The sequence below is a fragment of the Burkholderia sp. Bmkn7 genome (assembly GCF_041103175.1).
Lineage (GTDB): Bacteria > Pseudomonadota > Gammaproteobacteria > Burkholderiales > Burkholderiaceae > Burkholderia > Burkholderia cepacia.
The window spans coordinates 236,602-262,914 of the sequence record NZ_JBGCUH010000002.1 but is presented as its reverse complement, the minus strand read 5'-3'; the positions used below and the strand labels follow the sequence as shown (position 1 = coordinate 262,914).

The following is a 26,313-nucleotide window of genomic DNA, read 5'->3' as shown; positions in this document are numbered from 1 at the left end:
CCCGATACACATTGGAGAACGGAAACATGAGCGAGACGAAAGACGCAGCAGCACCGGCCGCCGCAGGCGCATTCAAGCCGAAGAAGTCGGTGGCGCTGTCGGGCGTGACGGCCGGCAACACGGCGCTGTGCACGGTCGGCAAGACCGGCAACGACCTGCACTATCGCGGCTACGACATTCTCGACGTCGCCGAGTCGTGCGAATTCGAGGAAATCGCGCACCTGCTCGTTCACGGCACGCTGCCGAACCTGACCGAACTGGCCGCTTACAAGACCAAGCTGCGTGCGCTGCGCGGCCTGCCGAGCGCGCTGAAGGCCGCGCTCGAGCAGATCCCGGCATCCGCGCACCCGATGGACGTGATGCGCACGGGCGTGTCGGTGCTCGGCACCGTGCTGCCGGAGAAGGACGACCACAACCTGCCGGGCGCGCGCGACATCGCCGACCGCCTGATGGCATCGCTCGGTTCGATGCTGCTGTACTGGTATCACTTCTCGCACAACGGCAAGCGCATCGAGACGGAAACCGACGACGACTCGATCGGCGGCCACTTCCTGCACCTGCTGCACGGCAAGACGCCGTCGAAGTCGTGGGTCGAGGCGATGCACACGTCGCTGATCCTGTACGCGGAGCACGAATTCAATGCGTCGACGTTCACCGGCCGCGTGATCGCGGGCACGGGCTCGGACATCTACTCGGCGATCACCGGCGCGATCGGCGCGCTGCGCGGGCCGAAGCACGGCGGCGCGAACGAAGTCGCGTATGAAATCCAGAGCCGCTACAGCTCGCCGGACGACGCCGAAGCCGATATCCGCCGCCGCGTCGAGAACAAGGAAGTCGTGATCGGCTTCGGCCACCCGGTCTACACGATCTCCGATCCGCGCAACAAGGTGATCAAGGGCGTCGCGCACAAGCTGTCGAAGGAAGCGGGCGACCTGAAGCTGTACAACATCGCCGAGCGCCTCGAATCGGTGATGTGGGACGCGAAGAAGATGTTCCCGAACCTCGACTGGTTCAGCGCGGTGTCGTATCACATGATGGGCGTGCCGACCGCGATGTTCACGCCGCTGTTCGTGATTTCGCGCACGTCTGGCTGGAGCGCGCACATCATCGAGCAGCGCATCGACAACAAGATCATCCGCCCGAGCGCGAACTACACCGGTCCGGAAGACCTGCAGTTCGTGCCGATCGAGAAGCGCTGAAACGCCCGCCGCGCGCGCCGGCGCCCGTGATGCGGGCTGCCGGCGCGCGCGGAACGTCTTACCCCGAATTCCGCCCCACATCATGAATACCGCCAACCGCAAACCCCTGCCCGGCACGTCGCTGGACTATTTCGACGCGCGCGCCGCGGTCGACGCGATCGCGCCCGGCGCGTACGACACGCTGCCGTACACGTCGCGCGTGCTCGCCGAAAACCTCGTGCGCCGCTGCGATCCGGCGCTCCTCGCCGATTCGCTGAAGCAGATCATCGAGCGCAAGCGCGATCGCGATTTCCCGTGGTTCCCGGCGCGGGTCGTGTGCCACGACATCCTCGGGCAGACGGCGCTCGTCGACCTCGCGGGCCTGCGCGACGCGATCGCCGACGGCGGCGGCGACCCGGCGAAGGTGAACCCGGTCGTGCCCGTGCAGCTGATCGTCGACCACTCGCTCGCCGTCGAGTGCGGCGGCTTCGATCCGGACGCGTTCGCAAAGAACCGCGCGATCGAGGATCGCCGCAACGAGGATCGCTTCCACTTCATCGAGTGGACGAAGAAGGCGTTCGAGAACGTCGACGTGATCCCGCCGGGCAACGGCATCATGCACCAGATCAACCTCGAGAAGATGTCGCCGGTGATCCAGGCGCAGGACGGCGTTGCGTACCCGGACACCTGCGTCGGCACCGACAGCCACACGCCGCACGTCGACGCGCTCGGCGTGATCGCGATCGGCGTCGGCGGGCTCGAAGCGGAGAACGTGATGCTGGGCCGCGCGTCGTGGATGCGCCTGCCCGACATCGTCGGCGTCGAGCTGACCGGCAAGCGCCAGCCCGGCATCACCGCGACCGACATCGTGCTCGCGCTGACCGAGTTCCTGCGCAAGGAAAAGGTGGTCGGCGCGTATCTGGAATTCCGTGGCGAAGGCGCGGCGAGCCTCACGCTCGGCGATCGCGCGACGATCTCGAACATGGCGCCCGAATACGGCGCGACGGCCGCGATGTTCTTCATCGACGGCCAGACGACCGACTACCTGCGCCTCACCGGCCGCAGCGACGAGCAGGTGAAGCTCGTCGAGACCTACGCGAAGGCGGCGGGCCTGTGGGCCGATACGCTCGCGAACGCGCAATACGAGCGCACGCTGACGTTCGACCTGTCGAGCGTGGTGCGCAACATGGCGGGCCCGTCGAACCCGCACAAGCGGCTGCCGACGTCCGATCTCGCCGCGCGCGGGATCGCCGGCCAGTGGGAAGAGAAGGCGGGCGAGATGCCCGACGGCGCGGTGATCATCGCCGCGATCACGAGCTGCACGAACACCAGCAACCCGCGCAACGTGATTGCGGCGGCCCTGCTCGCGCGCAACGCGAATGCGCGCGGCCTCACGCGCAAGCCGTGGGTGAAGAGCTCGCTCGCGCCCGGCTCGAAGGCGGTCGAGCTGTACCTGGAAGAAGCGAACCTGCTGCCCGAACTCGAGAAGCTCGGCTTCGGCATCGTCGCGTTCGCGTGCACGACCTGCAACGGGATGTCGGGTGCGCTCGACCCGAAGATCCAGCAGGAGATCGTCGATCGCGACCTGTACGCGACGGCCGTGCTGTCCGGCAACCGCAACTTCGACGGCCGCATCCACCCGTATGCGAAGCAGGCGTTCCTCGCGTCGCCGCCGCTCGTCGTCGCGTATGCGATCGCCGGCACGATCCGCTTCGACATCGAGAAGGACGTGCTCGGCCACGATCAGGACGGCAAGCCCGTCACGCTGAAGGACATCTGGCCGACCGACGAGGAGATCGACGCGATCGTCGCGTCGAGCGTGAAGCCCGAGCAGTTCCGCAAGGTCTACGAGCCGATGTTCGCGCGCAGCGCCGATGCGGGCGAGCGCGCGGCGCCGCTGTACGACTGGCGCCCGCAGAGCACGTACATCCGCCGCCCGCCGTACTGGGAAGGCGCGCTGGCCGGCGAACGCACGCTGCAGGGCATGCGCCCGCTCGCGGTGCTCGGCGACAACATCACGACCGACCACCTGTCGCCGTCGAACGCGATCCTGCTGGACAGCGCGGCCGGCGAATACCTCGCGAAGATGGGCCTGCCGGAAGAAGACTTCAACTCGTACGCGACGCACCGGGGAGACCACCTGACCGCCCAGCGCGCGACCTTCGCTAACCCGACGCTGATCAACGAGATGGCGGTGGTCGACGGCGCGGTGAAGAAGGGCTCGCTCGCGCGCGTCGAGCCGGAAGGCAAGGTCATGCGGATGTGGGAAGCGATCGAGACGTACATGAATCGCAAGCAGCCGCTGATCGTCGTGGCCGGCGCCGACTACGGCCAGGGCTCGTCGCGCGACTGGGCCGCGAAGGGCGTGCGGCTCGCGGGCGTCGAGGCGATCGCCGCCGAAGGCTTCGAGCGGATCCACCGCACGAACCTGATCGGGATGGGCGTGCTGCCGCTCGAGTTCAAGCCCGGCACGAACCGGACGACGCTCGGCATCGACGGCACCGAAACCTTCGACGTGATCGGCGAGCGCACGCCGCGCGCCGACCTGACGCTCGTGATTCACCGCAAGAACGGCGAGCGCGTCGAGGTGCCGATGACGTGCCGGCTCGATACGGCGGAGGAAGTGTCGATCTACGAGGCGGGCGGCGTGCTGCAGCGTTTCGCGCAGGACTTCCTCGAATCGTCGCAGGCAGCCTGACCGGCGCACACAGGGATAACGCAAACATGGCTCACATTCCTCAAATCAGGATTCCCGCGACCTATATCCGCGGCGGCACCAGCAAGGGTGTGTTCTTCCGGCTGCAGGACCTGCCGGATGCCGCGCAGGCGCCGGGCGCCGCGCGCGACGCGCTGCTGCTGCGCGTGATCGGCAGCCCCGATCCGTACGGCAAGCAGATCGACGGGATGGGCGGCGCGACGTCGTCCACCAGCAAGACGGTGATCGTGTCGAAGAGCACGCGGCCGGGGCACGATGTCGACTACCTGTTCGGGCAGGTCGCGATCGACCGCGCGTTCGTCGACTGGACCGGCAACTGCGGCAATCTGTCGGCGGCGGTCGGCCCGTTCGCGATCAGCGGCGGGCTCGTCGATCCGTCGCGCGTGCCGCGCGACGGCATCGTGACCGTGCGGATCTGGCAGGCGAACATCGGCAAGACGATCGTGGCGCACGTGCCGATCACGAACGGCGCGGTGCAGGAGACGGGCGACTTCGAACTGGACGGCGTGACGTTCCCGGCCGCCGAAGTGCAGCTCGAATTCATGGACCCGGCCGCCGAGGAAGAAGGCGCGGGCGGCTCGATGTTCCCGACCGGCAATCTCGTCGACGATCTCGCGGTGCCGGGTGTCGGCACACTGAAGGCGACGATGATCAACGCGGGCATCCCGACGATCTTCGTCGAGGCGGAAGCGATCGGCTATACGGGCACCGAGCTGCAGGACGCGATCAACGGCGACGCGAAAGCGCTCGAGAAGTTCGAGACGATCCGCGCGCACGGCGCGCTGCGCATGGGCCTGATCGACACGCTCGATGAAATCGCGACGCGGCAGCACACGCCGAAGATCGCGTTCGTCGCGAAGCCGGCCGATTACGTCGCGTCGAGCGGCAAGCGCGTGAACGCGGGCGACGTCGACCTGCTGGTGCGCGCGATGTCGATGGGCAAGCTGCACCACGCGATGATGGGCACGGCGGCGGTCGCGATCGGCACGGCCGCGGCGATCCCCGGCACGCTAGTCAACCTGGCGGCGGGCGGCGGCGAACGCAACGCGGTGCGCTTCGGGCATCCGTCGGGCACGCTGCGCGTCGGCGCGGAAGCGCAGCAGCAGGAGAACGGCGAGTGGACCGTCACCAAGGCGATCATGAGCCGCAGCGCGCGCGTGTTGATGGAAGGCTGGGTGCGGGTGCCGGGCGACGCGTTCTGATCGTGGCCGGTGGTATCGGCGCGGATGCGGGCGGCTTCGGCCGCCCGCGTCGTTTTCGTCAGCCGTGCAGGAAGCGGCGCAGTGCGTCGTGGCTCAGGCGGCGCGCCGTTTCGGCGATGCGCGCGCCGGGCACGATGTCGAAACCGTGCACGCCGCCGGGCAGCACGTGCAGTTCGGTCGGCACGCCCGCGCGGAGCAGGCGCCGCGCATAGTCGAGGTTTTCGTCGAGGAACAGGTCGAGCGAGCCGACCGACAGGAACGCGGGCGGCAGGCCGTCGAGCCGCGTGGCGCGCGCGGCGGCCGCGTAGGGCGACACGCCGTCGATGCCCGGCGCGTGACCGAGCAGCGAGGTCCAGCCGAACCGGTTGTTGGCCGCGTGCCAGACGAACTCGCCGGCATGCGGGTGCGGCGTTCGCGTGCAGGTGCGATCGTCGAGCATCGGGTAGATCAGATGCTGGAACGCGAGCCGGTATTCGCCGCGGTCGCGGGCCAGCAGCGCCAGCGACGCGGCGAGTCCGCCGCCCGCGCTCTCGCCCGCCACGCCGATCCGCGACGCATCGATGCCGAGCGTATCGGCGTGGCGGAAGACCCATGCGAGCGCCGCGTAGCAATCCTCGATCGCGCCGGGAAACGCGGTTTCCGGCGCAAGTCGGTAGTCGACCGAGATCAGCGCGCAGCCGAGCTGCGTCACGAGCGACCGGTGCACTGCCTCGAGATCCTTCGCCTTGCCGCGCACGAAGCCGCCGCCGTGCAGGTGAACGATCGCCGGAAGTGGCCGCACGTGATGGTCGGGCAGGTAGACGAGAACCGGCACGTCCGGCGCACCGGCGGGGCCGGGCACCGTGCGGCGTTCGAGCGTGCTGCCTGCCAGGTCGGGCGGCGGCAGCGGCAGCACGCGTTCGCGCGACTGCGCGAGGTTGTCGATGCCGAGCGTGACGGTCGGCCAGGTCTCGAGCAGCGGGCGGATTTCAGGGTCGACGAGATGCAGGGTGTCCAACGCATGGCTCCATCGTGAAGGTGGGCGGTGCACCGCGGTCAGAGCACGCTGCGCGCGATGACCCAGCGGTGCACCTCGGTCGGGCCTTCGAAGATGCGCATCAGCCGCGCTTCGCTGGCCATCTGCTGCAACGGCATTTCCTTCGTCATGCCCATCGCGCCGAGCGCCTGCATCGCATGATCGATGACGCTCGACGCCATTTCGGTGGCGAACACCTTGACCATCGAGATCTGCGTGCGTGCATCCTGGCCGGCATCCACGCGCGCGGCCGCTTCGTAGGTCATGAGGCGGCATGCGTGGACCTGCGTGAGCGCGTCGGCGACCCACCACTGGATCGCCTGGCGTTCCGCGAGCGGCACGCCGAAGGTCTTGCGCTGTTTCGCATGGTCGCACAGCATCGCGACCGCGCGCTCGGCGCGGCCGATGCACCATGCGGCCATTTCCAGACGCCGGTTCGCGAGCCGTGCCTGCATCGGCGCGAAGCCGGCACCTTCCTGGCCCAGCAGTTGCGCGGCGGGAATGCGGCAGTCGTCCAGCACGATTTCGTAGGTCGACAGCCCGCCGATCATCGGGATCCGCCGTTCGATGATGAAACCGGGCGTGCCGCGGTCGACGATGAACGCCGACATGCCGCCGCGCTTGCCCTTGCTTCGATCGGTGAGCGCCATCACGATCGTCCAGTCGGCTTCGGGCGCGTGGCTGATCCAGATCTTCCGTCCGTTCAGCACCCAGCTCTCTCCGTCGCGCACGGCCGTCGTCGACAGCGCGCCCGGGTCCGAGCCTGCGCCCGGCTCGGAGATCGCCATCGCGGCACGCGTGACGCCGCGTGCGTACGGTTCGAGATAACGCGCGCGCTGCGCGTCGTCGGCCACGTCGCACAGCATCCGCAGGTTCGGCGAATCGGGCGGCAGGATGTACGGCGTCACGGTCGTGCCGATCGCTTCGTTGACGCCGACCATCGCGACGGCCGGCAGGTCCGAGCCGCCGGCGTCGAGCGGCGCGTCGAGGCCCCACAGGCCGAGTTGCCGGGAACGCCCGTCGAGATGTGCGCGTTCTTCGTCGAGCAGCCCGAAGCGCTGGCCGTCGGCCTCGCGGGCCATGACCGCTGCTTCGAGCGGGATCAGCTCGTCCTGCACGAAACGTGCGACGAGGTCGCGGATCATCCGGTGTTCGAGTTCAAGGTCGAAATTCATGGGAGTCGATGAGGGTGGGTAAAGGGAGGTCGATGCCGTCAGCCGGCGTTCGTGCGCGACACCGCGCGGGTGCGCAGCGTGCCGAGCAAGGCGACGGCGCCGGCCGCGAGCAGCGCGGCGTTGAAATAGAGGCCGCCGCGCATCGACCCGGTGGCCGTGTTGAGCACGCCCATCAGGAACGGGCTCGCGAACCCGCCGATCGCGCCGGACATCGTGATCGCCGCGATCGCGACCGCCATCGAGCGCTTCGGCAGCGCGAGCCCCGGCAGCACCCAGAACGCGGGCAGCGCAGCGGCGTGCGTGGCGACCGCGACGCAGAGCGCGATCATCAGGTGCGATGTGCCGGTGGTGCTCGCCAGCCCGGCGAGCGCGGCCGCGCATGCGAGCATCGCCACTGCGCCGTGCCCGCGCCATTCGCGCCGCCGCTCGGTGCGCCAGCCCATCGCGAGCATGCCGACGATGCCGCACAGGTAGGGCAGCGCGGACAGCACCCCGATCCGCATCGCGCCATGCAGGCCGCCGCGATGCAGGATCACGGGCATCCAGAACACGAGCGCGTAGCCGGCGGCCGCGATCGCGAAATTGGCCGCGCACAACAGCCAGAAATCGCGGTGCGCGAGCAGCGGCCGTGCCGCGTTCGCGTCCGGCGTGCCGGCTTCGGCGTGCGCGTGCGCGGCGCGCAGCGCGGCCTTGTCGGCGTCGGACAGCCAGCGCGCGTCGTCCGGCCGGTCGTCGAGAAAGCGCAGCGCGACGAGGCCGAGCACGCTGCTCGGCAGCCCTTCGACGAGGAACAGCCACTGCCAGCCGCTCAGGCCGGCGGCGCCGTCGAAGAACGAGAGGATGGCGCCCGACACGGGGCCGGCGATCAGCCCGGCGAGGTACAGCGCGGTCATGAACAGCGCGAACGCCTTCGCGCGCTGCCGCGGCGGATACCACGCGCCGAGATGGAACAGGATGCCGGGGAAGAAGCCGGCCTCGAACACGCCGAGCAGGAAGCGGCACGCGTAGAACTGCGCGGGCGTCGTGACGAACATCGTCGCGGCCGAGCCGAGCCCCCACAGCACCATGATCCGGGCAATCGTCTTGCGTGCGCCGATCCGCGCCAGCAGCGCGTTGCTCGGAATCTCGAACGCCATGTAGCCGATGAAGAAGATGCCCGCGCCGAGCCCGTAGACGGCGTCGGAGAAGTGCAGTTCGGCGGCCATCTGCGCGTGCGCGAAACCGATGTTGATCCGGTCGATGAACGACAGCGTGTAGCAGAGGATCAGGAACGGCAGCAGCCGGCGCGAGATCCGGCGGTAGAGCGCCTGCGTCGCTTGATCGCCGGCGGCGGCCGCGTGCGTGGAAAGAGTCGGGGTCATGGGCACTCCGTCAGAAGCGGTGGGCGAGGCCGAGCGCGAACACCTGCCCGGTGCCGCCCGGTTGCGGCTGCAGGCCGACGACGACCGTGTTGCGCGCGTCGCCGCCGTTCTTCACGTACAGATAGCGGGCGTAGAGCGACGTGCGCTTCGACAGCGGATGGTCGTAGCCGACGCCGAGCGCGGTCGCGTCGTTCGCCGAGCCTTTCACGTCGCGACGCACGACCGAGACGAGCATGCGATCGAGCGCGCCGACGTTGATCGACGCGCCGGCGCTCGCGGTCGAGAACGCCGGCAGGTGCGGCGCCGTGCCGACGCCGTACAGGAACGCGGCATACAGCTTGACGCGCGCGAATGCGTAGTTGGCCGCGAACACGTAGTGGCGCGTCGTCGACGGCGAGACGACGGGCGCCAGGTTGCCGGCCGACGTGTCGCCCTGGAAGCCGGCGCCGAGATAGAGCCCGCCGATCCGGTACTGGAGCCCGGCGCCGTAGTTGCGCCCGGCCTGCGTGGACAGCGCGTTGGGCGTCGGAAAGCCGTACGTGGCCATCACGCGCAGGCCGTTCCAGTCGGGGCTCAGATACGACGCCGCCTGGTTGAAGCGCGGAATCGGCGGCGTCGTGTTGCTCGTGATCGTGTCCGTCGACGTCGCGAGCAGCGCGAGCGGCGACAGCCGTTCGTTGAGCCCGAACGGGTCGCCGTCGTACACGATGTAGAACGCGGGCGTGTATTGGCGGCCGAGCCGAAGGTCGCCGTAGCGCGTGTTCTGCAGCGACACATAGGCCTGCCGGTAGAACAGCGTGCCGCCCTGGAACGATCCGTCGGCCGGCGAGAAGCCGCTTTCCAGCACGAACTTCGTCGACGTGCCGCCGCCGAGATCCTCGACGCCCGTCAGTCCGACGCGGCTCGTCGACGATCCGCCGCCGCTTTGCCGCAGGCTCGACAGGCTGCCGATGCGGTCGAATTCGACGTAGCTGTCGACGATCCCGTACAGCGTGACCGACGACGCGTGCGCCGACGTGGCGCTCAGCACGCACGCGCCGATCAGGAATGCTTTCCGTTGCATGAAGGTGTCTCCGTTCCATGTCTTGTTGTGGCGCGCCCGCGTTCTGGGAGCGGTTGCGCGCGGGGTGCTGCCGTTCGCGTCGGTTCAGCGCCCCTTGAATGCCGGCTTGCGTTTCTCGAGAAACGCGCGGGCGCCCTCGATCCGGTCCTCGCTCGCATAGACGTCGGGGCCGACGTCCAGCCGCAGCGCGGCGGCCACCGGCAGCCCCTGACTGCGTGTCGCGGTTTCCTTGATGCGGCGGATCGTGAGCGGCGCGTTTTCGGAGATCGTCTGCGCCAGTTCGCGCACGGTGTCGTCGAGTGCGGCGGCGGGAACGACGCGGTTCAGCAAGCCGATGCGCTGCGCCTCGTCCGCGTCGAAGCGGCGGCCCGTGAACAGCAGCTCCATCGCGATCGCGCGCGGCAGCAGGCGCGGCAGCAGCACGCTCGCGAAGTTCGCGCCCATCCCGACGCGCGCCTCGGGCAGCGCGAAGGTCGCGTGATCAGCGGCGATCCGCAGGTCGCACGCGAGCGCGATTTCAAAGCCGCCGCCGACGGCGAAGCCGTTGATGGCCGCGATGGTCGGCTTGCGCAGTTCCAGGATCAGCTCGTGCACGTTGCGGGCGAGCCCGCGCATCGGCCGCATCCCGCGTATTTCGGGATCGCCGAGGTCGATCCCCGCGCTGAAGGCCCGTTCGCCGGCACCCCGGATCACGATCGCGCGTATCGCCGGGTTGTCGTCGAGCGTGACCAGTTCGTCGCACAGGCGCCGGATCGCGTCGGCGGACAGCGCGTTGGCGACGTGCGGGCGATGGATCGTCAGCCACGCGATGCCGTCGTCGTCGTTGCGCAGGATCGACGGGGCGTCGTCGCCCGTCAGCGAGGAAAATGCGCCCGGCGTGGTCATGACGCGCTCCCGGCAGCATTCGCGCGCGTGTCGTGGAGCACGCCCGCCTGCCGCAACGCATCCCGACGGGCCGCGTCGATACCGAACGCGTCGAGCACGGCGTCGGTGTCGGCGGCGAACGGCTGCGGCGGCCGGCGTATCGATCCGGGCGTACGGGAAAGCTTGGCGGGGATGCCCGCGCCGGTGTACGTGTCGGTGTCGACGAACATCGCGTTGCGCGCCGCCTGCGGGTGGCCGAAGGCATCGGCGACGGTGTTCACCGGCCCCGTCGCGACGCCGGCCTGCATCAGCCGCTCGACGACCTCGTCGGCGCGGAGTTCGGCGGTCAGTTGCCCGAGCAGCGTGTCGAGCGCATCGCGATGCGCGACGCGCTGCGCGTTGGTCGCGAACCGTGGATCGCGCGCCAGCTCGGGCACGCCGAGCGCTTCGACGAGGCGCGCAAACGTGCGGTTGTTGCCGGCGCCGGTCGCGACCGGCTTGTCCTTGCACGGATAGACGCCGTACGGCGCGATCGCGCCGTACACGTTGCCGGTCGCGACGGGAACCTCGCCGGTCGCCATCCAGCTCGTGCTGACTGGATGCAGCATCGACAGCGCCGTGCTGAACAGGTCGATGTCGATGTGCTGGCCGAGGCCGGAGCGCGTCCGTTCGACCAGCGCAAGCAGGACGCTCGATACGGCGCTCATGCCGGCCGCGAAGTCGACGACCGGAAACGGCACCTTGAGCGGCATGCCGCCCGGCTCGCCGTTGATCGACATGAAGCCGGCGAGGCCCTGCGCGACGGCGTCGTAGCCCGGAAACCGCGCGAGTGGGCCGTCGGTGCCGTATCCGGAGATCGAGCAGTGGACGAGGCGCGGAAAGCGCTCGCGCAGGCAGTCTGCGTAGCCGATGCCCCAGCGTTCGAGCGTGCCCTGCTTGAAGTTGTCGACCAGCACGTCGGCTGTCTCGAGCAGGCGGAACAGCACGTCGCGTCCGTCGGGATGCGACAGGTCGAGCGCGAGATTGAGCTTGTTGCGGTTGAGCCCCCAGTAGTAGCTGGAGAGGCCGTTCGGCATCGCGGGCCCCCAGTCGCGCGTTTCGTCGCCCTGCGGCGGTTCGATCTTGATGACGTCCGCGCCGTGGTCGGCGAGCGTCTGCGCGCAGAACGGCCCCGCATAGACGCGGCTCAGGTCCACCACACGCACGCCTGCAAGCGCGCCTTCGTTACTGCGGGTCATGACATGTCTCCTTCGATGGGGATGCGATGCGCCGGCAGACCGGCACGCGCCGGCTGCACGGCCGCGATGCGTCGGGGTTCAGCCGCGTGCGGCAAAGAGTGCGTCGACCGCCGCGCGATGTTCCGGGGTCGCGTGCGCGAATGCCTGGTACGACGCCGACAGGTCGAGCACCGTGTCGAGGCTTGCATGGCGGCTTTCGCGCAGCAGGCGCTTGGTCAGGCGCAACGCGGTGCCCGAGTGGCGGGCGATGCGGCCGGCCAGTTCATGGGCGTGCGCGAGGAGGTCGCCGTCGGGCACGACGCGCGACACGAGCCCGCAGCGCAGCGCGGCCTGCGCGTCCAGCGCATCGCCCGTGAACGACATTTCCGCGGCGACGGCGGCGCCGACGATCTGCGGCAGGAACCACGCGCCGCCGTCGCCGGGCACGAGGCCGAGGGCGATGAAGCTCTCGGCGAAGCGCGCGCGGTCGGCGGCGATGCGGATGTCGCACATGCACGCGAGGTCGGTGCCGGCGCCGATTGCCGGGCCGTTGACCGCCGCGATGGCCGGCACCTCGAGTTGCTGGAACGCCCGTGCAAGGCGCTGAATGCCGCGGCGGTAGCTGGACCGGATCGCGGCAGGATCGTGCGACTCCGATTCCATGAAGGCGCGCATCGCCTTCACGTTGCCGCCCGACGAGAACGTCGTGCCGGCGCCGGTCAGGACCAGCACGCGGATCGACTCGTCGCGGTTCGCGTCGTCGCAGCATTCGGTGAGCGCGTCGATCGCATCGGTGTCCGAAATGGCGTTGCGGGTTTCGGGACGGTTCATCGTGACGGTCAGGATCGGGCCCTGCCGTTCACGGATCAGAAAGGCTGCCATGATGTCTCCGTGTGTTCTGTGCCGCGGGGCTTCACGCCGCGGGCCGAAGCCTAGTATCGTCACGACGGTTGGCGGCGGGAAATTCCGTTCCACATATGTGGAAGGCCCGTCCCGGTTGCAGCGGAGAGGGCGGGATGAGCGGAAACGTGGTCAAGAGCGCGGCGCGCGTGTTCGAGGTGCTGGAACTCTTCAGCGCATTGCAGCGGCCGCTGAGCGTGCGCGAGATCGCCACGCGTTGCGGGTATCCGGGGTCGAGCGCGGCGGCGTTGCTGACCAGCATGAAGGCGCTCGGCTATCTTTCGTACGACGACGCAACCCACGCGTATGCGCCGACCGCACGGCTCGTCAACCTCGGCGAAGCGCTCGTCGATTCGGCGGCCGGCAGCCGGCGGCACTGGCATGCCGTCGCGAAACGGCTGGCGCTGCGCACGCACGAGGCGGTGGTGATCGCGGTGCAGAGCGACCTGTACGTGCAGTACATCGACGCGGTCGAGGGCTCGCATACGACTCCGATCCAGTTCTACGCGCCGATCGGCACGCGTCGCGAGATCTGCATGTCGGGGCTCGGCTGGGCGCTGCTGAGCCTTCAGCCGGACAGCACGATCCGCCGGCTCGTATCGCGCAGCATTCGCCGGATCGGGAAATCGGGCAGGACGATCGACGAGGACTTCGTGCTCGACAAGGTCGAACAGACGCGCCGGCTCGGTTATTCCTATTCGGCGCATACGGTCACGCAGGGCGCCGCGATGATCTCGATGGTGATCGCGGACGGCTGGAACGGCCTGCCGCTGGCCATGGGGGTGGCCGGGCCCGTCGAGCGGATCGGCGCGCGTCGCGACGCGATCGTGCGGGCGATGCGCGAGGCGCTGGACGCGCAGCGTCCGGATGCGGCGTCCGGCTAGCCGGCCGAAGCCGGCGCACGCAGGCATTCGCATAGAATCGGGCGGTTTCGCCGCTCTTGTCCCGACTGCATTTCAGCGAGGCTGTCATGTCATTGAACGCGCCGCTTTCCGGCATCCACATCATCGAATTCGAAGGTCTCGGCCCCGGGCCGCTCGCGGGCTGGATGCTTGCCGGGATGGGCGCACGCATCACGCTAATCGCGCGCCCGGCCGGCCGCACGAGTGCGCCGGACGCATTAAAGGCCCGCGACGGCGACCTGCTGCGCGAAGGCAAGACGATCGTCGAACTCGACCTGAAGTCGCCGGCCGGCCGCGAGGCCGCGCTCGACCTGATCGCGCAGGCCGATGCGCTGATCGAGGGCCTGCGGCCCGGCGTGATGGAGCGGCTCGGCCTCGGGCCCGAAGATTGCGCGCGCCGCAATCCGAAGCTCGTGTACGGCCGGATGACCGGCTGGGGCCAGCACGGCCCGCTCGCGGCCGCGGCCGGGCACGACCTGAACTACGTCGCGCTGACGGGGCTGCTGTCGCTGTCCGCGCCGCGCGACGGCCGGCCGGGGTTGCCGCCGACCGTCGTCGGCGATGCGGGCGGCGCGCTCGGGCTCGCGTTCGGGATCGTCTGCGCGCTGTTCGACGTGCGCGGCGGCGGGCCGGGGCGGGTGGTCGACGGCGCGATCGTCGACATCGTGTCGATGCTCGGTTCGCTCGCGCTGTGGGCGCGCGCGAACGGGCAGCTCGACGGCGCGCAGCCGAGCCTGTTCCACGATGCGCCGTTCTACGACGTGTATCGCTGCGCGGACGGCGAGTGCGTGACGATCGGCGCGCTCGAGCCCCCGTTCTACGCGCTGCTGGTCGAACGGCTCGGGCTGACCGACGTCGATCCGGCGTCGCAGTACGACCGCGCACGCTGGCCCGCACTGAAGGCGCGTTTCGCCGACGTGTTCGCGCAGCAGCCGTCCGCGTACTGGCGCGCGCTGCTCGAAGGCACCGACGTGTGTTTCGCGCCGGTGCTGAGCGTGGCCGACGCGGTCGCGCATCCGCATAACGTCGCACGCGGGATCTATCGAACGGACGAGAACGGCAACGTGCGGGCGCGGGTGGCGCCGCGGTTTTTGCCGCTGGCGGAGGATGAGGCCGAGTAGAGCTGTCTTTCAGGAGGTGGCTTCCGTTCGTCGACGGCCGAGTACACCAGAAACATCAATTTCGGTACTAAATTTGATGTCAAATAGAGTACAATCGATGCCCGATTGAAGAAGGAGCAGACATGCCTCACACCATTCTGGCGAGCGTGACGGCGAGCGTCTCGGAGCTGAAGCGGAATCCGATGGGAACCGTTGCCGCAGGTGAAGGTTTTCCGGTCGCGATCCTGAATCACAACGAACCCGCGTTCTACTGCATTCCCGCGAAGACGTGGGAGGCGATGGTCGAACGTTTGGAAGACATCGAAGACAATGCGTTGGCCGATTCGCGCGCCAGGGAGAAGGTCGTCAAGGTTAAGCTGAATGACCTTTGAACTCGCCTTTCTCGAACCTGCATTGAAGGAGTGGAAGAAGCTCGATCGCACCGTGCGCGATCAATTCAAGGCCAAGCTCGCCGAGCGGCTCGAGCATCCTCGTATCCCGTCAGCCAAATTGCATGGCCACCCGGATCGCTACAAGATCAAGCTGCGTGGTGTCGGGTATCGCCTCGTCTACGAAGTGCGCGACGCGGAAGTCATCGTGCTGGTGGTCGCGGTCGGCCGCCGCGAGCGTGATGCGGTTTATCTGGCTGCGATGAAACGCTAGCGCGGCACGCGTCGCGGCATCGACGCCCAGACTCGGCAACTCACGCCGTTTCCTCCGGCGCATCCGGCATCTTCCCGTCGCCGACGCGATTGATCGTGCCTTGCGCGATCGCGACGAGCCGTTCGTGATCGCCGTCGATGACGAACACGTGACACTGGCAGGTCGCCTGGTGCCGGCCCGCGTACACGAGCTTCGCGCGCGCGACGAGCGTGCCGTTCACGGCCGGCCGCAGGTAGTTGATCTTGTATTCGGCCGTAATCACGCGCGGGCCCAGCACGAGCGCGCCGGCGAACGTCAGCGCGTTGTCCGCCAGGTAGCTGATGACGCCGCCGTGCACGAACCCGTGTTGCTGCCGCAGTTCGTCGCGCACGGGCAGGCACAGCGACACTTCGTTGTCGCCGATATGCATCAGCTCCGTGCCCAGCAGCATGCTGAACGGTTGCGCGCGCAATGCGCCGCGCGCGTGATCCGTGATGTCGGTCATCGAACTTCCTTCGCAATGAGTGCCCGCTTGCGCTGAACTCTAGGAAGGGGGCTGCGGATAAGCAAGGAAATTCGTCCGCATTTCGTGCAAATTCCGGCGCGATGCGACGCGATTATTGCGTCGAATATCGAAGATCCCCCGGTTTGCCGGCGATTCCGCGGGAATGCACGAGCAACGTGAACTTTGCCGTCTCCCGGTCCTAAAGTCCGACGAAGAAATGCCGCTAATGCCGGGGCATTGCCTCATCGTCCGCTTTCCAGGAATCTCCCCCATGTTCGGAAAAATCAAGCTCGCGTCGGGTCTGCTCGGCGTGTTGACCGTGTTCTGCCTTTTCCTGTTCGCGATCGAGGCGCTCGGCTTCTGGGCGCTCACGTCGACGCGCAGCGGCGTCGACGACCTGTCGAACGTCGCGATCACACAGGTCGGCGCGGCGAGCCAGGCCACCCAGCAGCTGCTCGACGCGCGCATCAACCTGTCGCGCGCCGGCACGCGGATGGTGCGCGGCGGCCCGAAGCCGGACGACATCATCCGCCATGCCGGCGCTTCGCTCGCGGAAGCCGACAAGGCGTTCGCCGCGCTGACGGCCGTGCAGCCGGTCGACGAGACCAACCGCGCGCGCGTCGCGGCGCTCACCGAGCGTTATCGCGCGCTGCGCGGCGCGCTGGGCGAACTCGTGCAGTTCCTCGATGCCGACAACATCCAGGCATTCCTCGACCAGCCGACGCAGAGCATCCAGGACGCCTATATCGCCGAGCTGCGCCGCTTCACCGACTACGGCGGCACATCGAGCCGCTCGGCGCTCGATACGATCGACGGCGGCATGCTGTGGTTCAAGTCGGTCGGCATCGTGCTGCTGGTGGCGATGCTCGTGGCGAGCGCGGCGATCTACGCGGCCGCGCGGCGCGCGGTCGTCGCGCCGCTGGAAGAAGCCGGCCGCCATTTCGAGCGGATCGCGCAGGGCCGGCTCGATGAAGTCGTGCGGGCAGGCGGCGTGTTCGAGATCGACCGGATGCTGCGCGGCCTCGCGACGATGCAGACGAGCATCGCGGGCACCGTGCGCACGGTGCGCCAGGCGTCCGATGCGATCCACCTCGGCGCGGGCGAGATCGCGGGCGGCAACGCCGACCTGTCGGCGCGCACCGGCACCCAGGCCGCGTCGCTCGAGGAAACGGCCGCGAGCATGGAGGAACTGACGGCAACCGTCCGTCAGAACACCGACAGCGCACGCGCGGCGAGCGCGCTGGCCGACGCGGCGCTCGAGGCGACGAGCCACGGCGGCGGCGTGGTCGACAGCGTGATCGACCGGATGCGCGGCATCGCGCAGAGCTCGGGGCGGATCGCGGAGATCATCTCGGTGATCGACGGCATCGCGTTCCAGACCAACATCCTGGCGCTGAACGCGGCCGTGGAGGCCGCGCGGGCCGGCGAACAGGGCCGCGGCTTCGCGGTCGTCGCGGGCGAAGTGCGCTCGCTCGCGCAGCGCAGCGCGCAATCGGCGAAGGAGATCAAGGCGCTGATCGAGGATTCGGTCGCGCAGATCAACGGCGGCGCGGAGCTCGTCGAGCGCGCCGGCGAAGCGATGCGGACGGTGTCGACGTCGATCACGCGCGTCGTGCAGACGATGTCCGAGATCACCTCGGCGTCGGTCGAGCAGAGCGTCGGGATCGAGCAGGTGAACCAGGCCGTCACGCAAATGGATCAGCTCACGCAGCAGAACGCGGCGCTGGTGGAGGAAGTCGCGGCGGCGGCCGCGTCGCTGAACGACCAGACCGCGCACCTGATGCAGGCCGTGTCGGTATTCGAACTGGGCGATGGCCGTGCCGCGCGCGATGAACGCGCGGCGGCGTCGTTCGCCGGGACGGGTTACGAACCGGCCGGCAGCGCCGCGTAGGCGGTCGCGAGGTGGTAGGGCGTCGTCGACGGCATGTCGGCGCGCGACACCTGCCCGTCGGCGGTCTTGCACTCGAACCAGCCGCGCGGATGCAGGAAGCGCGCGGCGAAGCGTTCGATCTGCCGCGCGAGCGGCGCGGAGGCCGGCGTGCCGCCGTGCGTCGCGAGCGCGCGCAGGTACTCCGTCTGCGCCCAGATCCGCTGCGTGCCGTCGACGCACGCACCTTGCGCATCGAGCGCCGCGCAGACGCCGCCCGTCTGTGGATCGACACCGTATTGCTCCGCAAAGCCGAACGCACGCGACAGCGCAGCGGGGAGCCCCGTTTGCGCGAGCCGCGCGCCGGCCGCATCGACCAGGTAGAACCACTCGAACTGATGACCGGGCTCGAAACGGTTGTCTGCCGCGCCGAGCGGCAGCTCGGCCACGCAGCCGGTCGCCGCGTCGACGAACGTGCGCTCGACGGCCAGCGCGGTGTGCGCGAGCGCGTCGTCGAACGCCGTGTCGCCGAATGCATCGGCAGCCGCGAGCCACGCTTCGGTCAGGTGCATCAGCGGATTCTGCAGCGCTCCGCTGCCGGATGACGAGAAATCGGCGTGGCGCGCCGCATCGAGCAGCGCGTCGCCGGGATGCGGCGCGAAACGGTCGCGGATCAGCGCGGCGGTCTCCTCGGCCGTCGTGCGCGCGGCGGCGTCGCCCGACGCCGCATACCAGGCGGCACACGCGAACACGATGAATGCGTGCGTATAGAGATCCTTGGTCGTGTCGAGCGGCGCGCCCTGCGCGTCGACGCTGTAGATCCAGCCGCCGTGGCGCGTGTCGCGAAAGCGCCGGCCCAGCGCGTCGAACAGCGTGGCGGCGTGCGCGGTGTCGCCGGCCTGCGCGAACACGAACAGTTGCCGTGCGCACGCCATTGCGCGATAACGGGTCACGGGCAGCGGCGCGTGGGTGGCCGGATCGACGGCTTCGAACGGCAACTGCAATGTCTGGTCGAACCCTGAACCCCGCCAGATCGGCAAGACGACGTGCGCGAAATGGTGGCGCAGCTGGGCGGCCTGGGCGGAAGCGGAGTCGGAAACGGACATGACGGGGTTGAGCGCTGGGTTCGAAACGTGTCGGCGCGGCCCGGAGGATCGGCGCGGCCGGGGCCAAGGATAAAACATTCCGCGCGGCCGGCACCAAAAAAGGAGATAAATCGCATGCTGAGCAACCTGGAACTCGTGATGCGGCTCGTTCTCGCGGCGGCGCTCGGCAGCGTCATCGGCTTCGAGCGCGAGCGCCTGTCGTGGGCCGCCGGCCTGCGCACGCACATGCTCGTCTGTGTCGGTTCGACGCTGATCATGATCGTGTCGGCATTCGGTTTCGCCGACGTGCTCGGCAGCAGCGAGCACATCGTGCTCGATCCGTCGCGGATCGCCGCGCAGGTCGTGTCGGGCATCGGCTTCCTCGGCGCGGGTTCGATCCTGCTGCGCGGCGAGATCGTGCGCGGGCTGACGACCGCCGCGAGCCTGTGGTCGGTCGCCGCGATCGGCCTTGCGGTGGGGGGCGGGCTGTACGTCGCGTCGATTTCGGCGACGATCATCATCCTGATCATCCTGGCCGGCATCAAGCCGCTGGAGCGGCGCTATTTCACGGTGCGGCAGCGCCGCCAGGTCGCGCTGACGGTCGTGAGCGGCGCGCTGAACTTCGATTCGCTGCACGCGGCGCTCGGCCCGGACAGTGCGCGCGTGAAGCAGTTCATCGTGCAGCGCGCCGACGACACGGGCGAGCACGACGAGGTGCGCATCGCGCTCGCGCGGGTGTCGGCGCTCGAATACCAGGCGATCTGCGACAAGCTGCGCGCGCTGAAGGGCGTGACGCGTTTTGAAGAGGGCAACGGGCTGCCGGGCGACGAATAGGCTGAATCGGCAACGGGGCATGCGACAATGGCCGACCACCGATTCCGTTCGACATCCGGTTCCGTGTTCGCGGGCCCCGCTATCCGATCTCCATGACCGAATCCGTTTCCTCGCCTCGCTCCCGTTCCCGTTCCAATCGTTCATCGGCCCGTTCCCGCCAGCGCTCGGCTGCTGCCGCGGGGAGTACGTCCGCGAGGGCGACGGCGCGGTCCGGCAGTGCGCCGGCCGCCGACGCGTCGCGGGACGAGCGCACGCTCGACCTGTTCGGCGATCCGGTGTTCGAGCCGGGCGAGCGCGCGCCGGTTGCGGTTCGCGACGAAGCGGGTGCGCAGGCCGATGCAGCGGCCGATATCGCGGACGATGTGGCCTCCGGGCGGCAGCCCGCGCTGGACGGGTTCGGTGCGCAGGAAGGGGCGGGCGCGGCGGCGCATGCGGAAGCGGTAGAGGGCGCGGTGACGCCGGAAGTCGCGACGGTGGCCCATGGCGTTTCGGTGCCGCAAGGGGAGGAGCCTGCAGATGCCGACATCGTGCCGGCCTTCGGGGATGTTGCGATGAAGGCGGTCGATATTCCGCTGGCCGGTGGTGTTGCGATGACGGCGGTCGATGTTGCCGTGGCCGGTGGTGTTGCAACGAAGGCCGCCGATGTGCCCGCGGCCGACGCCGTCACGATGGTGGCGACCAGGCTGCAAGCGGCCGATGGTGCGGCGCCGAAGGTGACCGAAACGCAAGCAGCTGGCGGTGAAGGCGAGAAGGCTGTTGTCGCTGCCGCCGCCGTCAAATCTCGCGAAGGGCGATCTTCCGGCGACGCCGTGAAGGAGCGTCGCGCGTCGTCGGGCGGCAAACGTCGGGCGGCTGCCGGTGCAAGCGACGCGACAGCAGAGCAATCTGCGCCAGTCGTGACGAGCGTCGACACGGCGCGAGCGGCGGCCGGGGCGAGCCCGGCACCGGCCGCGGTGTCGATCGTCGAGCCGCAAGCGTCGGCGGAGCTGACCAAGCCGGCAATTGCCGCGAACCCGGCGAACCCGGCGAACCCGGCGAACACGGCGAACACGGCGAACACGGCGAACACGGCGAACATTGCGAAGGCCGTGGACGCCGCGCCGCCCCCCGACACCACCGTATCCCCTGCCACCCAGCCGGTGGCTTCCGCTGCGTCCTTTGTCACGAAGCCGTCGGTAGAGCGCGCGCAACCGGCCGCGCCGGTCTTCGATCCGGATACGCACCTGCGTCCGCTGACTGACCGGCTCGCCGCGCTGCAAGCCGACGTCGACGGTTTGACGCGCGCGGCCGATCGCGAGATGCGCCGCGTCAACCGCCTGCTGCTGGCGTTGGCCGTCGTCGTGCTGGCCGGCCTCGTTGCGCTGGTGCTTCAGACGCGGCAGATCGCGCACCTGAAGCAGGACGTCGCCACGAAGCAGCAGCGGATCGATCGCCTCGCGGCGGATCTGTCGACGCAGCAGGCGACGCTGATGACGCTCGAGGAGCATCACGAGGCGCTGCTGTCGCAAGTCGACCGGCTCCAGCGCAACGCGAATCGCGAGGCGGCCGTCGCGAAACGTGCGCGCCGCACGCGCTAATCGTTTCGACCCTATCCTGGGAGCCCGACGGAGCAAGGATCGCGGTTCCGCGTCGGCGATCAGGCGCCGCGCGCATGCGGCAAACTGATGCGGTGCGCTGGCAGAGTTCAGGGAAAACCCTTAGAATAGCGTCCATCTAAGGGAAAACCCTAGCCACATCTGTCAGGAGTCTCACATGAGCTTCATCCTTGCCCTGCTGCAAAAGATCGACGACCTGTTCGTGTCGCCCCACCTGCCGCTCGACGCCGAATACTCGTACGCTGCGCGTCGTGCCGAAGCCGAGCGCGTGCGCCGTGCGCACCTCGTGCCGATCGTCCTGTACCGTCGCTGATTCGCTGATTCGCTGATTCGCTGATTCGCTGATTCGCTGATTCGCTGATTCGCTGATTCGCTGATTCGCGGCCAGCGCGACGTCCGCCGCCCCTGCTTGCCCGCTTTCCGCCGCCGCATCGCCCGCCGGCGCGACCGTCCCGCTACACTGGAAGTCCGAATCCGTTCACGGTGACCGGGCCATGCTGCAGATGCGGCCGATGACGGCCAGTGAATTCCACGCGTACCGTACGCGAGCCATCGACGGCTACGCGCGCGATCTCGTCTCATCCGGACAAAATGCTGTCGAAGACGCGGCCAGCCGGGCGCGCGCGTGTTTCGACACGCTGCTGCCTGACGGCCTGCGGACCTTCGGCCAGACCCTCGTCGTGCTCGTCGACGCCGCCAGCGGCGACGCGGTGGGCGACCTCTGGTACGCGATCGTGCCCGAAGGGCCGAACCGCACCCTGTTCATCTACGACCTCGACATCGTCCCGTCCCGGCGTCGCCAGGGCTGGGCTACACGCACGCTCGATGCGCTCGACGCCGAGGCGCGCCGCTACGGCATCACCGAGATCGGGCTGTCGGTGTTCAATCACAACACGGCGGCCCGCGCGCTGTATCGTGCGTGCGGCTTCGCGCCGATCACGACGACGTTGATCAAGCCGGTCATTCCGGGCTGAATCCGCTGGCAGGCGCTCAGGCGGCACTTGCGGCCAACCGGGTACGTCGCGGGCGGCCTGCACCATTCACACTCCCGATCCTTCCTGCTTGCCGAGCGCCGAGCGCCGAGCGCCGAGCGCCGAGCGCCGAGCGCCGAGCGCCGAGCGCCGAGCGCCGAGCGCCGAGCGCCGAGCCCCGAGCCCCGAGCCCCGCGCCCCGAGCCCCGCGCCCCGAGCCCCGAGCCCCGAGCCCCGAGCCCCGAGCCCCGAGCCCCGAGCCCCGAGCCCCGAGCCCCAAGCCCCGAGCCCCAAGCCCGAAGCCCCAAGTAACCGACCCCGACCATCAAACACCGACAGCCGAACGGCCCTTCGACCCTTCGACCGTCCTGCACGCGCCGCCCACACCCGCTCAGTGCGCGCGCCCTTTCCATCGCCGCAGCAGCAACGCATTGGTCACGACGCTGACGCTGGAAAACGCCATCGCCGCGCCCGCGATCACCGGGTTCAGCCAGCCGAGCGCCGCGAGCGGCACGCCGACCAGGTTGTAGACGAACGCCCAGAACAGGTTCTGCTGGATCTTCCGGTACGTGCGCCTGGAGATGTCGATTGCATCGGCGACGAGCGCCGGGTCGCCGCGCATCAGCGTGATGCCGGCTGTATGCATCGCGACGTCGGTGCCGGTGGCCATCGCGATGCCAACGTCGGCCGCGGCAAGCGCGGGCGCATCGTTGATCCCGTCGCCGACCATCGCGACGATTCCGCCGTGCGTGCGCTTCAGCTCGGCGACGACGCGCGCCTTGTCGTCGGGCAGCACCTGCGCATGCACCTCGCCGATGCCGAGCGACGCCGCGACGGCTGCCGCGCTGCCACGGTTGTCGCCCGTCACGAGCACGCTCGCGACGCCGCGCGCCGACAGTGCCGCGATCGCGTCGCGGGCGCCCGGCTTCACGGTGTCGCCGAAAGCGATCAGCGCGAGCAACGCGCGCGGCGCATCGGCGCGCATCAGCCACGAGATCGTGTTGCCCGCGCGTTCGAGTTCCGCCGCACGGGCGTCGAGCGCGGGCGGCACGGCGATGCCGAGTTCGTCGCGCCAGCGTGTGCTGCCCAGCGCGAGCAACTGCCCGCCGACGCGGGCTTCCACGCCGCGTCCCGCCACCGCGCGCGCATCGGCCGCGCTTGCCGGCGGCACCGCACTGCCGCGCGCGGCAACGTCGGCGTCGTGCGCGGCGACCACGGCGCGAGCGAGCGGATGGTCGCTCTGACGCTGCACCGCCGCCGCGAGCGCGAGCGCTTCGTCATGCGGCACGCCGACGGCTTCGAATGCCGTCACGGACGGCTTGCCTTCGGTCAGCGTGCCGGTCTTGTCGAACGCGATCACGGTGGTGCGCTGCGCGAGTTCGAGCGCCTGCGCATCCTTGATCAGCACGCCGCGCCGCGCCGCGACGCCCGTGCCGGCCATGATCGCGGCGGGCGTCGCGAGGCCGAGCGCGCACGGGCACGCGATGACGAGCACCGCGACCGCGTTGAGGATCGCGGTTTCGGTGCCGGCGCCGGCGATCAGCCAGCCGGCCAGCGTCAGCACGGCGATGCCGAGGATGGCGGGCACGAACACCTCGCTCACGCGATCGACGAGCCGCTGGATCGGCGCCTTCTCGGCCTGCGCGGATTCGACGAGGCGGATGATGCGCGCGAGCGTCGTCTCCGCGCCGATCGCGGTGGTTTCGACGACGAGCGCGCCTTCGCCGTTGATCGAGCCGGCCGTGACGGGGTCGCCGTCGTCCTTCGGCACCGGCAGGCTTTCACCGGTGATCAGCGATTCGTCGACGTGCGAGCGGCCCGACAGGATCCGGCCGTCGACGGGCACGCGCTCGCCGGGCCGGATGCTGACGCGCGTGCCGACACGCACCTGCGCCAGCGGCACGTCGCGTTCGACGCCGTGCTCGACGACGCGGGCCCGGTCGGGACGCAACGCGTTCAGCGCGCGGATCGCGTCGGTGGTCTGGCGCTTCGCGCGCGATTCGAGCCATTTGCCGAAGCGCACCAGCGTGACGATGACGGCCGACGCCTCGAAATACAGGTGGCCGGAATGACCGGTGCCGCGCAGCAGCATCCACAGGCTCAGCCCGTACGCGGCCGACGTGCCGAGCGCGACGAGCAGGTCCATGTTGCCGGTGCGCGCCTTCACCGCGTGCCAGGCCGCGCGATAGAAGCGCGCGCCGAAGCCGAACTGGACGATCGAGGCGAGCACGAGCTGGACCCAGCCGTTCGGCATCAGGTGGATGCCGAACGGCGCGACGAGCATCGGCGCGACCAGGGGCGCGCTCAGCACCGCGGACCAGATCACGAGATCGCGTTCGCGGATCGCTTCGAGGCGCTTGCGTGTTTCGGGGTCCTGCGTGGCGCTGGCCGGTTGCGCGTCGGCGCCGGCCGTGGCACCGGCTGACGATGCGTCGGCGAGCGACGCGCGATAGCCGGCGGTGGTGACGGCCGCGATCAGCGTGGCGGCGTCGAGGGCGCCGGCGCCGTGCACCGATGCGCGCTCGGTCGCGAGGTTGACCGAAACGCGCGCGACGCCCGGCACGGCGGCCAGCGCTTTTTCGACGCGGCCGACGCAGGACGCGCAGGTCATGCCGTCGATGTCGAGTTCGAGGTCGGCGGGGGCGGTGGACGCAACCGGCGGGATGGCCGGGCCAGCAACCGGCGTCGCGCCGTATCCGGCTTGTTTGACGGCTTCGGCGAGCTGGGCGGCGGTAACGTCGGGCGCGACATCGACCGTAGCTCGCTCGGTCGCGAGGTTGACCGACGCGCGCGTGACACCCGGCACCTTCGCCAGCGCTTTCTCGACGCGCGACACGCACGACGCGCAGGTCATGCCGTCGATGTCGAGTTCGATGCTGGCGGGCGCGGCAGGCGAGGCGGGGGCGAGCGCGGTGAAGCCTGCATCCGTTACGGTCGCGCCGTAGCCGGCCTGTTTCACGGTTTCCACCAGTTGTGCGGCGGAAACGTCGGCCGTGACATCGACGGTCGCCCGTTCGGTCGCGAGGTTGACCGACGCGCGCGTGACGCCCGGCACCTTCGCCAGCGCTTTCTCGACGCGCGACACGCAGGACGCGCAGGTCATGCCGTCGATATCGAGTTCGATGGTGCTGTTGGCGGGAAGCGGATGGCCGGCTGTCGAAGCGGCTGCGGCCATCGGCGCGGGCGATGCTTCGACAGGATGCGCATGCGCGGCGGCGGCGGTTTCGAGCACCGGTGCGCGTACGGAGGCGCCGTAGCCGGCTGCGCCGACCGCCTCGATCAGTCGTGCGGCGTCGACGGTTTCCTGCGCAGTCACCGTCGCCGCGTGCGCGTCGAGGTCGACCGCCGCGTCGACCACGCCCGGCACCGCGGCCAGCGCTCGTTGCACGCGGCCCGTGCAGCCGCCGCAATGCATGCCGTCGACGCTCAGCTCGATCGTGTGCAGCGCTGCGGAGGCAAGTGGTTCAGTCATGTCGGATTCCCAAAATGCACGGCTCGTGCCGCGAATGGACCCAGTATCAACGTTCCCATGATGGTAAGGTCAAGCAGCGGCAGCGCATGCCGATGCACACAGGGTGTCACAACGCGGAAAAGCAATCTCCCGGATTCCTGACCGACATCCGGGAGGGGCGCGCCTTTGCGCTCGACTGCGCGATCAGGCGCAGAGCTTGGCGCTCGCGAGACGATTCAGGCTGACGCCCTGCTCGGCGGCCTGGATCACCAGCGCGCGGTGTGCCTGCGGCGGGATGCGAACCTTGAATTCACCGCTGTAGGTGCGGTCGGCGATCGGCTCGGGCACCTTTTCTCCGTTTGCAGTCAAGTCGCGAACGACATCGGCGACTAGCCGGCGAATACCGGCCAGCGCACCTTCCGGCGTTGCGTCGAGCCACGAAAGAGACGGGAATTCCGCGCACAGGCCGACGTGCTCCCCGTCCTCCGGGGACCACGTTACGCGGTACGTAAAGTGGTCTTGAGTCATGATTTCTGTTCCTTCAGTCGATCGATCGCGTCGAGAACCTGTCGCACCTGATCGTTGAACCGCACGTTCGCGGGCTTGCGCCTCATGAGTTCGAGGATCTTCCATACGCCAGACATGTCGAATGGCGTCATTAGTGACACCA

Annotated in this window: 24 protein-coding genes; 12 read left to right on the top strand and 12 right to left on the bottom strand. The window is 69.2% G+C overall.

Features of this window, described 5'->3' with window-relative positions; all coding sequences use genetic code 11:
- Nucleotides 1–26 precede the first annotated feature (26 nt).
- The 3 genes from prpC to prpF all read left to right on the top strand — a co-directional run bounded on the left by prpC (nucleotide 27) and on the right by prpF (nucleotide 5,096).
- Nucleotides 27–1,199 (top strand): 2-methylcitrate synthase, encoded by a 1,173-nt coding sequence (prpC, locus tag AB3K92_RS07035; RefSeq protein WP_060279707.1) that lies wholly within the window; start codon nucleotides 27–29, stop codon nucleotides 1,197–1,199.
- 82 nt (nucleotides 1,200–1,281) lie between these two features.
- A complete protein-coding gene (gene acnD, locus AB3K92_RS07030) occupies nucleotides 1,282–3,876 on the top strand; it encodes a Fe/S-dependent 2-methylisocitrate dehydratase AcnD (RefSeq protein WP_369464727.1) in 2,595 nt (864 codons plus the stop codon).
- Between the two features lie 26 nt (nucleotides 3,877–3,902).
- Nucleotides 3,903–5,096, top strand: coding sequence for a 2-methylaconitate cis-trans isomerase PrpF (gene prpF, locus AB3K92_RS07025; RefSeq protein WP_369464726.1), 1,194 nt, complete (start codon nucleotides 3,903–3,905; stop codon nucleotides 5,094–5,096).
- Nucleotides 5,097–5,154: 58 nt separating this feature from the next.
- Here the strand turns inward: prpF and AB3K92_RS07020 are convergent, their stop codons facing one another.
- The 7 genes from AB3K92_RS07020 to AB3K92_RS06990 all read right to left on the bottom strand — a co-directional run bounded on the left by AB3K92_RS07020 (nucleotide 5,155) and on the right by AB3K92_RS06990 (nucleotide 12,673).
- On the bottom strand, nucleotides 5,155–6,093 hold the full coding sequence (locus AB3K92_RS07020; RefSeq protein ID WP_059495145.1) for an alpha/beta hydrolase: 939 nt from the start codon (nucleotides 6,091–6,093) through the stop codon (nucleotides 5,155–5,157).
- Between the two features lie 38 nt (nucleotides 6,094–6,131).
- Complete coding sequence (locus tag AB3K92_RS07015) at nucleotides 6,132–7,286, bottom strand: acyl-CoA dehydrogenase family protein (RefSeq protein WP_369464725.1); 1,155 nt, start codon at nucleotides 7,284–7,286, stop codon at nucleotides 6,132–6,134.
- Nucleotides 7,287–7,324: 38 nt separating this feature from the next.
- Nucleotides 7,325–8,647, bottom strand: a complete 1,323-nt coding sequence (locus AB3K92_RS07010; RefSeq protein WP_369464724.1) for an MFS transporter — start codon at nucleotides 8,645–8,647, stop codon at nucleotides 7,325–7,327.
- A gap of 10 nt (nucleotides 8,648–8,657) precedes the next feature.
- Nucleotides 8,658–9,710, bottom strand: coding sequence for a porin (locus AB3K92_RS07005; RefSeq protein ID WP_369464723.1), 1,053 nt, complete (start codon nucleotides 9,708–9,710; stop codon nucleotides 8,658–8,660).
- Between the two features lie 84 nt (nucleotides 9,711–9,794).
- On the bottom strand, nucleotides 9,795–10,595 hold the full coding sequence (locus AB3K92_RS07000) for an enoyl-CoA hydratase/isomerase family protein (RefSeq protein ID WP_081057283.1): 801 nt from the start codon (nucleotides 10,593–10,595) through the stop codon (nucleotides 9,795–9,797).
- Nucleotides 10,592–11,812, bottom strand: a complete 1,221-nt coding sequence (locus tag AB3K92_RS06995) for a CaiB/BaiF CoA-transferase family protein (RefSeq protein ID WP_060228871.1) — start codon at nucleotides 11,810–11,812, stop codon at nucleotides 10,592–10,594. The genes AB3K92_RS07000 and AB3K92_RS06995 overlap by 4 nt, the downstream gene beginning before the upstream one ends.
- Nucleotides 11,813–11,890: 78 nt before the next feature.
- Nucleotides 11,891–12,673 carry a crotonase/enoyl-CoA hydratase family protein gene (locus AB3K92_RS06990; protein ID WP_059651576.1) on the bottom strand — a complete coding sequence of 261 codons (783 nt, stop codon included), beginning with the start codon at nucleotides 12,671–12,673 and terminating at the stop codon, nucleotides 11,891–11,893.
- 134 nt (nucleotides 12,674–12,807) lie between these two features.
- Between AB3K92_RS06990 and AB3K92_RS06985 the strand changes: the two genes are divergently transcribed.
- From AB3K92_RS06985 to AB3K92_RS06970, 4 genes are all read left to right on the top strand, one after another.
- Nucleotides 12,808–13,575, top strand: a complete 768-nt coding sequence (locus AB3K92_RS06985) for an IclR family transcriptional regulator (protein WP_369464722.1) — start codon at nucleotides 12,808–12,810, stop codon at nucleotides 13,573–13,575.
- 86 nt (nucleotides 13,576–13,661) lie between these two features.
- The gene (locus AB3K92_RS06980; RefSeq protein WP_124841439.1) at nucleotides 13,662–14,714 is read left to right on the top strand and encodes a CaiB/BaiF CoA-transferase family protein; all 1,053 of its coding nucleotides are present in this window, start codon (nucleotides 13,662–13,664) and stop codon (nucleotides 14,712–14,714) included.
- 122 nt (nucleotides 14,715–14,836) lie between these two features.
- On the top strand, nucleotides 14,837–15,085 hold the full coding sequence (locus AB3K92_RS06975; protein WP_059495134.1) for a type II toxin-antitoxin system Phd/YefM family antitoxin: 249 nt from the start codon (nucleotides 14,837–14,839) through the stop codon (nucleotides 15,083–15,085).
- Nucleotides 15,075–15,356 (top strand): type II toxin-antitoxin system RelE/ParE family toxin, encoded by a 282-nt coding sequence (locus AB3K92_RS06970; RefSeq protein ID WP_059495132.1) that lies wholly within the window; start codon nucleotides 15,075–15,077, stop codon nucleotides 15,354–15,356. Before AB3K92_RS06975 ends, AB3K92_RS06970 begins: the two co-directional genes overlap by 11 nt.
- Nucleotides 15,357–15,396: 40 nt before the next feature.
- Here the strand turns inward: AB3K92_RS06970 and AB3K92_RS06965 are convergent, their stop codons facing one another.
- Nucleotides 15,397–15,840, bottom strand: coding sequence for a PaaI family thioesterase (locus AB3K92_RS06965; protein WP_059523219.1), 444 nt, complete (start codon nucleotides 15,838–15,840; stop codon nucleotides 15,397–15,399).
- 271 nt (nucleotides 15,841–16,111) lie between these two features.
- On the opposite strand from AB3K92_RS06965, the gene AB3K92_RS06960 reads away from it, so the two are divergent.
- Nucleotides 16,112–17,731 carry a methyl-accepting chemotaxis protein gene (locus tag AB3K92_RS06960; RefSeq protein ID WP_048023840.1) on the top strand — a complete coding sequence of 540 codons (1,620 nt, stop codon included), beginning with the start codon at nucleotides 16,112–16,114 and terminating at the stop codon, nucleotides 17,729–17,731.
- On the opposite strand, the gene AB3K92_RS06955 is transcribed toward AB3K92_RS06960, so the two are convergent.
- On the bottom strand, nucleotides 17,704–18,813 hold the full coding sequence (locus tag AB3K92_RS06955) for an AGE family epimerase/isomerase (protein WP_059487572.1): 1,110 nt from the start codon (nucleotides 18,811–18,813) through the stop codon (nucleotides 17,704–17,706). The genes AB3K92_RS06960 and AB3K92_RS06955 overlap by 28 nt on opposite strands.
- Before the next feature lie 114 nt (nucleotides 18,814–18,927).
- Here AB3K92_RS06955 and AB3K92_RS06950 point away from each other — a divergent pair, with 114 nt between their 5' ends.
- The 4 genes from AB3K92_RS06950 to AB3K92_RS06935 all read left to right on the top strand — a co-directional run bounded on the left by AB3K92_RS06950 (nucleotide 18,928) and on the right by AB3K92_RS06935 (nucleotide 22,195).
- A complete protein-coding gene (locus tag AB3K92_RS06950) occupies nucleotides 18,928–19,626 on the top strand; it encodes an MgtC/SapB family protein (protein WP_021159681.1) in 699 nt (232 codons plus the stop codon).
- Nucleotides 19,627–19,718: 92 nt separating this feature from the next.
- The gene (locus AB3K92_RS06945; protein ID WP_369464721.1) at nucleotides 19,719–21,203 is read left to right on the top strand and encodes a flagellar hook-length control protein FliK; all 1,485 of its coding nucleotides are present in this window, start codon (nucleotides 19,719–19,721) and stop codon (nucleotides 21,201–21,203) included.
- A 175-nt stretch (nucleotides 21,204–21,378) separates the two neighbouring features.
- The gene (locus tag AB3K92_RS06940; RefSeq protein ID WP_006481665.1) at nucleotides 21,379–21,534 is read left to right on the top strand and encodes a hypothetical protein; all 156 of its coding nucleotides are present in this window, start codon (nucleotides 21,379–21,381) and stop codon (nucleotides 21,532–21,534) included.
- Nucleotides 21,535–21,715: 181 nt separating this feature from the next.
- On the top strand, nucleotides 21,716–22,195 hold the full coding sequence (locus AB3K92_RS06935) for a GNAT family N-acetyltransferase (RefSeq protein WP_060279703.1): 480 nt from the start codon (nucleotides 21,716–21,718) through the stop codon (nucleotides 22,193–22,195).
- Between the two features lie 388 nt (nucleotides 22,196–22,583).
- Here AB3K92_RS06935 and AB3K92_RS06930 read toward each other — a convergent pair whose 3' ends face one another.
- The 3 genes from AB3K92_RS06930 to AB3K92_RS06920 all read right to left on the bottom strand — a co-directional run bounded on the left by AB3K92_RS06930 (nucleotide 22,584) and on the right by AB3K92_RS06920 (nucleotide 26,302).
- On the bottom strand, nucleotides 22,584–25,664 hold the full coding sequence (locus AB3K92_RS06930) for a heavy metal translocating P-type ATPase (RefSeq protein WP_369464720.1): 3,081 nt from the start codon (nucleotides 25,662–25,664) through the stop codon (nucleotides 22,584–22,586).
- Between the two features lie 183 nt (nucleotides 25,665–25,847).
- Nucleotides 25,848–26,171, bottom strand: coding sequence for a type II toxin-antitoxin system HicB family antitoxin (locus tag AB3K92_RS06925; RefSeq protein WP_060303370.1), 324 nt, complete (start codon nucleotides 26,169–26,171; stop codon nucleotides 25,848–25,850).
- Entirely contained in the window at nucleotides 26,168–26,302 is a 135-nt protein-coding gene (locus AB3K92_RS06920) for a toxin-antitoxin system, toxin component (protein ID WP_369464719.1), read from the bottom strand. Before AB3K92_RS06920 ends, AB3K92_RS06925 begins: the two co-directional genes overlap by 4 nt.
- Nucleotides 26,303–26,313 lie beyond the last annotated feature (11 nt).

Excerpts from the sequence above, each read along its gene's own strand:
- AB3K92_RS06960 (WP_048023840.1), top strand. The coding sequence starts at position 16,112 with ATGTTCGGAAAAATCAAGCTCGCGTCGGGTCTGCTCGGCGTGTTGACC.
- AB3K92_RS06975 (WP_059495134.1), top strand. The coding sequence starts at position 14,837 with ATGCCTCACACCATTCTGGCGAGCGTGACGGCGAGCGTCTCGGAGCTG.
- AB3K92_RS07010 (WP_369464724.1), bottom strand. The coding sequence starts at position 8,647 with ATGACCCCGACTCTTTCCACGCACGCGGCCGCCGCCGGCGATCAAGCG.
- AB3K92_RS06990 (WP_059651576.1), bottom strand. The coding sequence starts at position 12,673 with ATGGCAGCCTTTCTGATCCGTGAACGGCAGGGCCCGATCCTGACCGTC.
- AB3K92_RS06920 (WP_369464719.1), bottom strand. The coding sequence starts at position 26,302 with ATGACGCCATTCGACATGTCTGGCGTATGGAAGATCCTCGAACTCATG.
- AB3K92_RS06970 (WP_059495132.1), top strand. The coding sequence starts at position 15,075 with ATGACCTTTGAACTCGCCTTTCTCGAACCTGCATTGAAGGAGTGGAAG.
- AB3K92_RS06980 (WP_124841439.1), top strand. The coding sequence starts at position 13,662 with ATGTCATTGAACGCGCCGCTTTCCGGCATCCACATCATCGAATTCGAA.
- AB3K92_RS06945 (WP_369464721.1), top strand. The coding sequence starts at position 19,719 with ATGACCGAATCCGTTTCCTCGCCTCGCTCCCGTTCCCGTTCCAATCGT.
- AB3K92_RS06955 (WP_059487572.1), bottom strand. The coding sequence starts at position 18,813 with ATGTCCGTTTCCGACTCCGCTTCCGCCCAGGCCGCCCAGCTGCGCCAC.
- AB3K92_RS06985 (WP_369464722.1), top strand. The coding sequence starts at position 12,808 with ATGAGCGGAAACGTGGTCAAGAGCGCGGCGCGCGTGTTCGAGGTGCTG.
- AB3K92_RS06925 (WP_060303370.1), bottom strand. The coding sequence starts at position 26,171 with ATGACTCAAGACCACTTTACGTACCGCGTAACGTGGTCCCCGGAGGAC.
- AB3K92_RS06940 (WP_006481665.1), top strand. The coding sequence starts at position 21,379 with ATGAGCTTCATCCTTGCCCTGCTGCAAAAGATCGACGACCTGTTCGTG.
- AB3K92_RS06950 (WP_021159681.1), top strand. The coding sequence starts at position 18,928 with ATGCTGAGCAACCTGGAACTCGTGATGCGGCTCGTTCTCGCGGCGGCG.
- AB3K92_RS07015 (WP_369464725.1), bottom strand. The coding sequence starts at position 7,286 with ATGAATTTCGACCTTGAACTCGAACACCGGATGATCCGCGACCTCGTC.
- prpF (WP_369464726.1), top strand. The coding sequence starts at position 3,903 with ATGGCTCACATTCCTCAAATCAGGATTCCCGCGACCTATATCCGCGGC.
- AB3K92_RS07005 (WP_369464723.1), bottom strand. The coding sequence starts at position 9,710 with ATGCAACGGAAAGCATTCCTGATCGGCGCGTGCGTGCTGAGCGCCACG.
- AB3K92_RS06935 (WP_060279703.1), top strand. The coding sequence starts at position 21,716 with ATGCTGCAGATGCGGCCGATGACGGCCAGTGAATTCCACGCGTACCGT.
- AB3K92_RS06995 (WP_060228871.1), bottom strand. The coding sequence starts at position 11,812 with ATGACCCGCAGTAACGAAGGCGCGCTTGCAGGCGTGCGTGTGGTGGAC.
- acnD (WP_369464727.1), top strand. The coding sequence starts at position 1,282 with ATGAATACCGCCAACCGCAAACCCCTGCCCGGCACGTCGCTGGACTAT.
- prpC (WP_060279707.1), top strand. The coding sequence starts at position 27 with ATGAGCGAGACGAAAGACGCAGCAGCACCGGCCGCCGCAGGCGCATTC.
- AB3K92_RS06965 (WP_059523219.1), bottom strand. The coding sequence starts at position 15,840 with ATGACCGACATCACGGATCACGCGCGCGGCGCATTGCGCGCGCAACCG.
- AB3K92_RS06930 (WP_369464720.1), bottom strand. The coding sequence starts at position 25,664 with ATGACTGAACCACTTGCCTCCGCAGCGCTGCACACGATCGAGCTGAGC.
- AB3K92_RS07000 (WP_081057283.1), bottom strand. The coding sequence starts at position 10,595 with ATGACCACGCCGGGCGCATTTTCCTCGCTGACGGGCGACGACGCCCCG.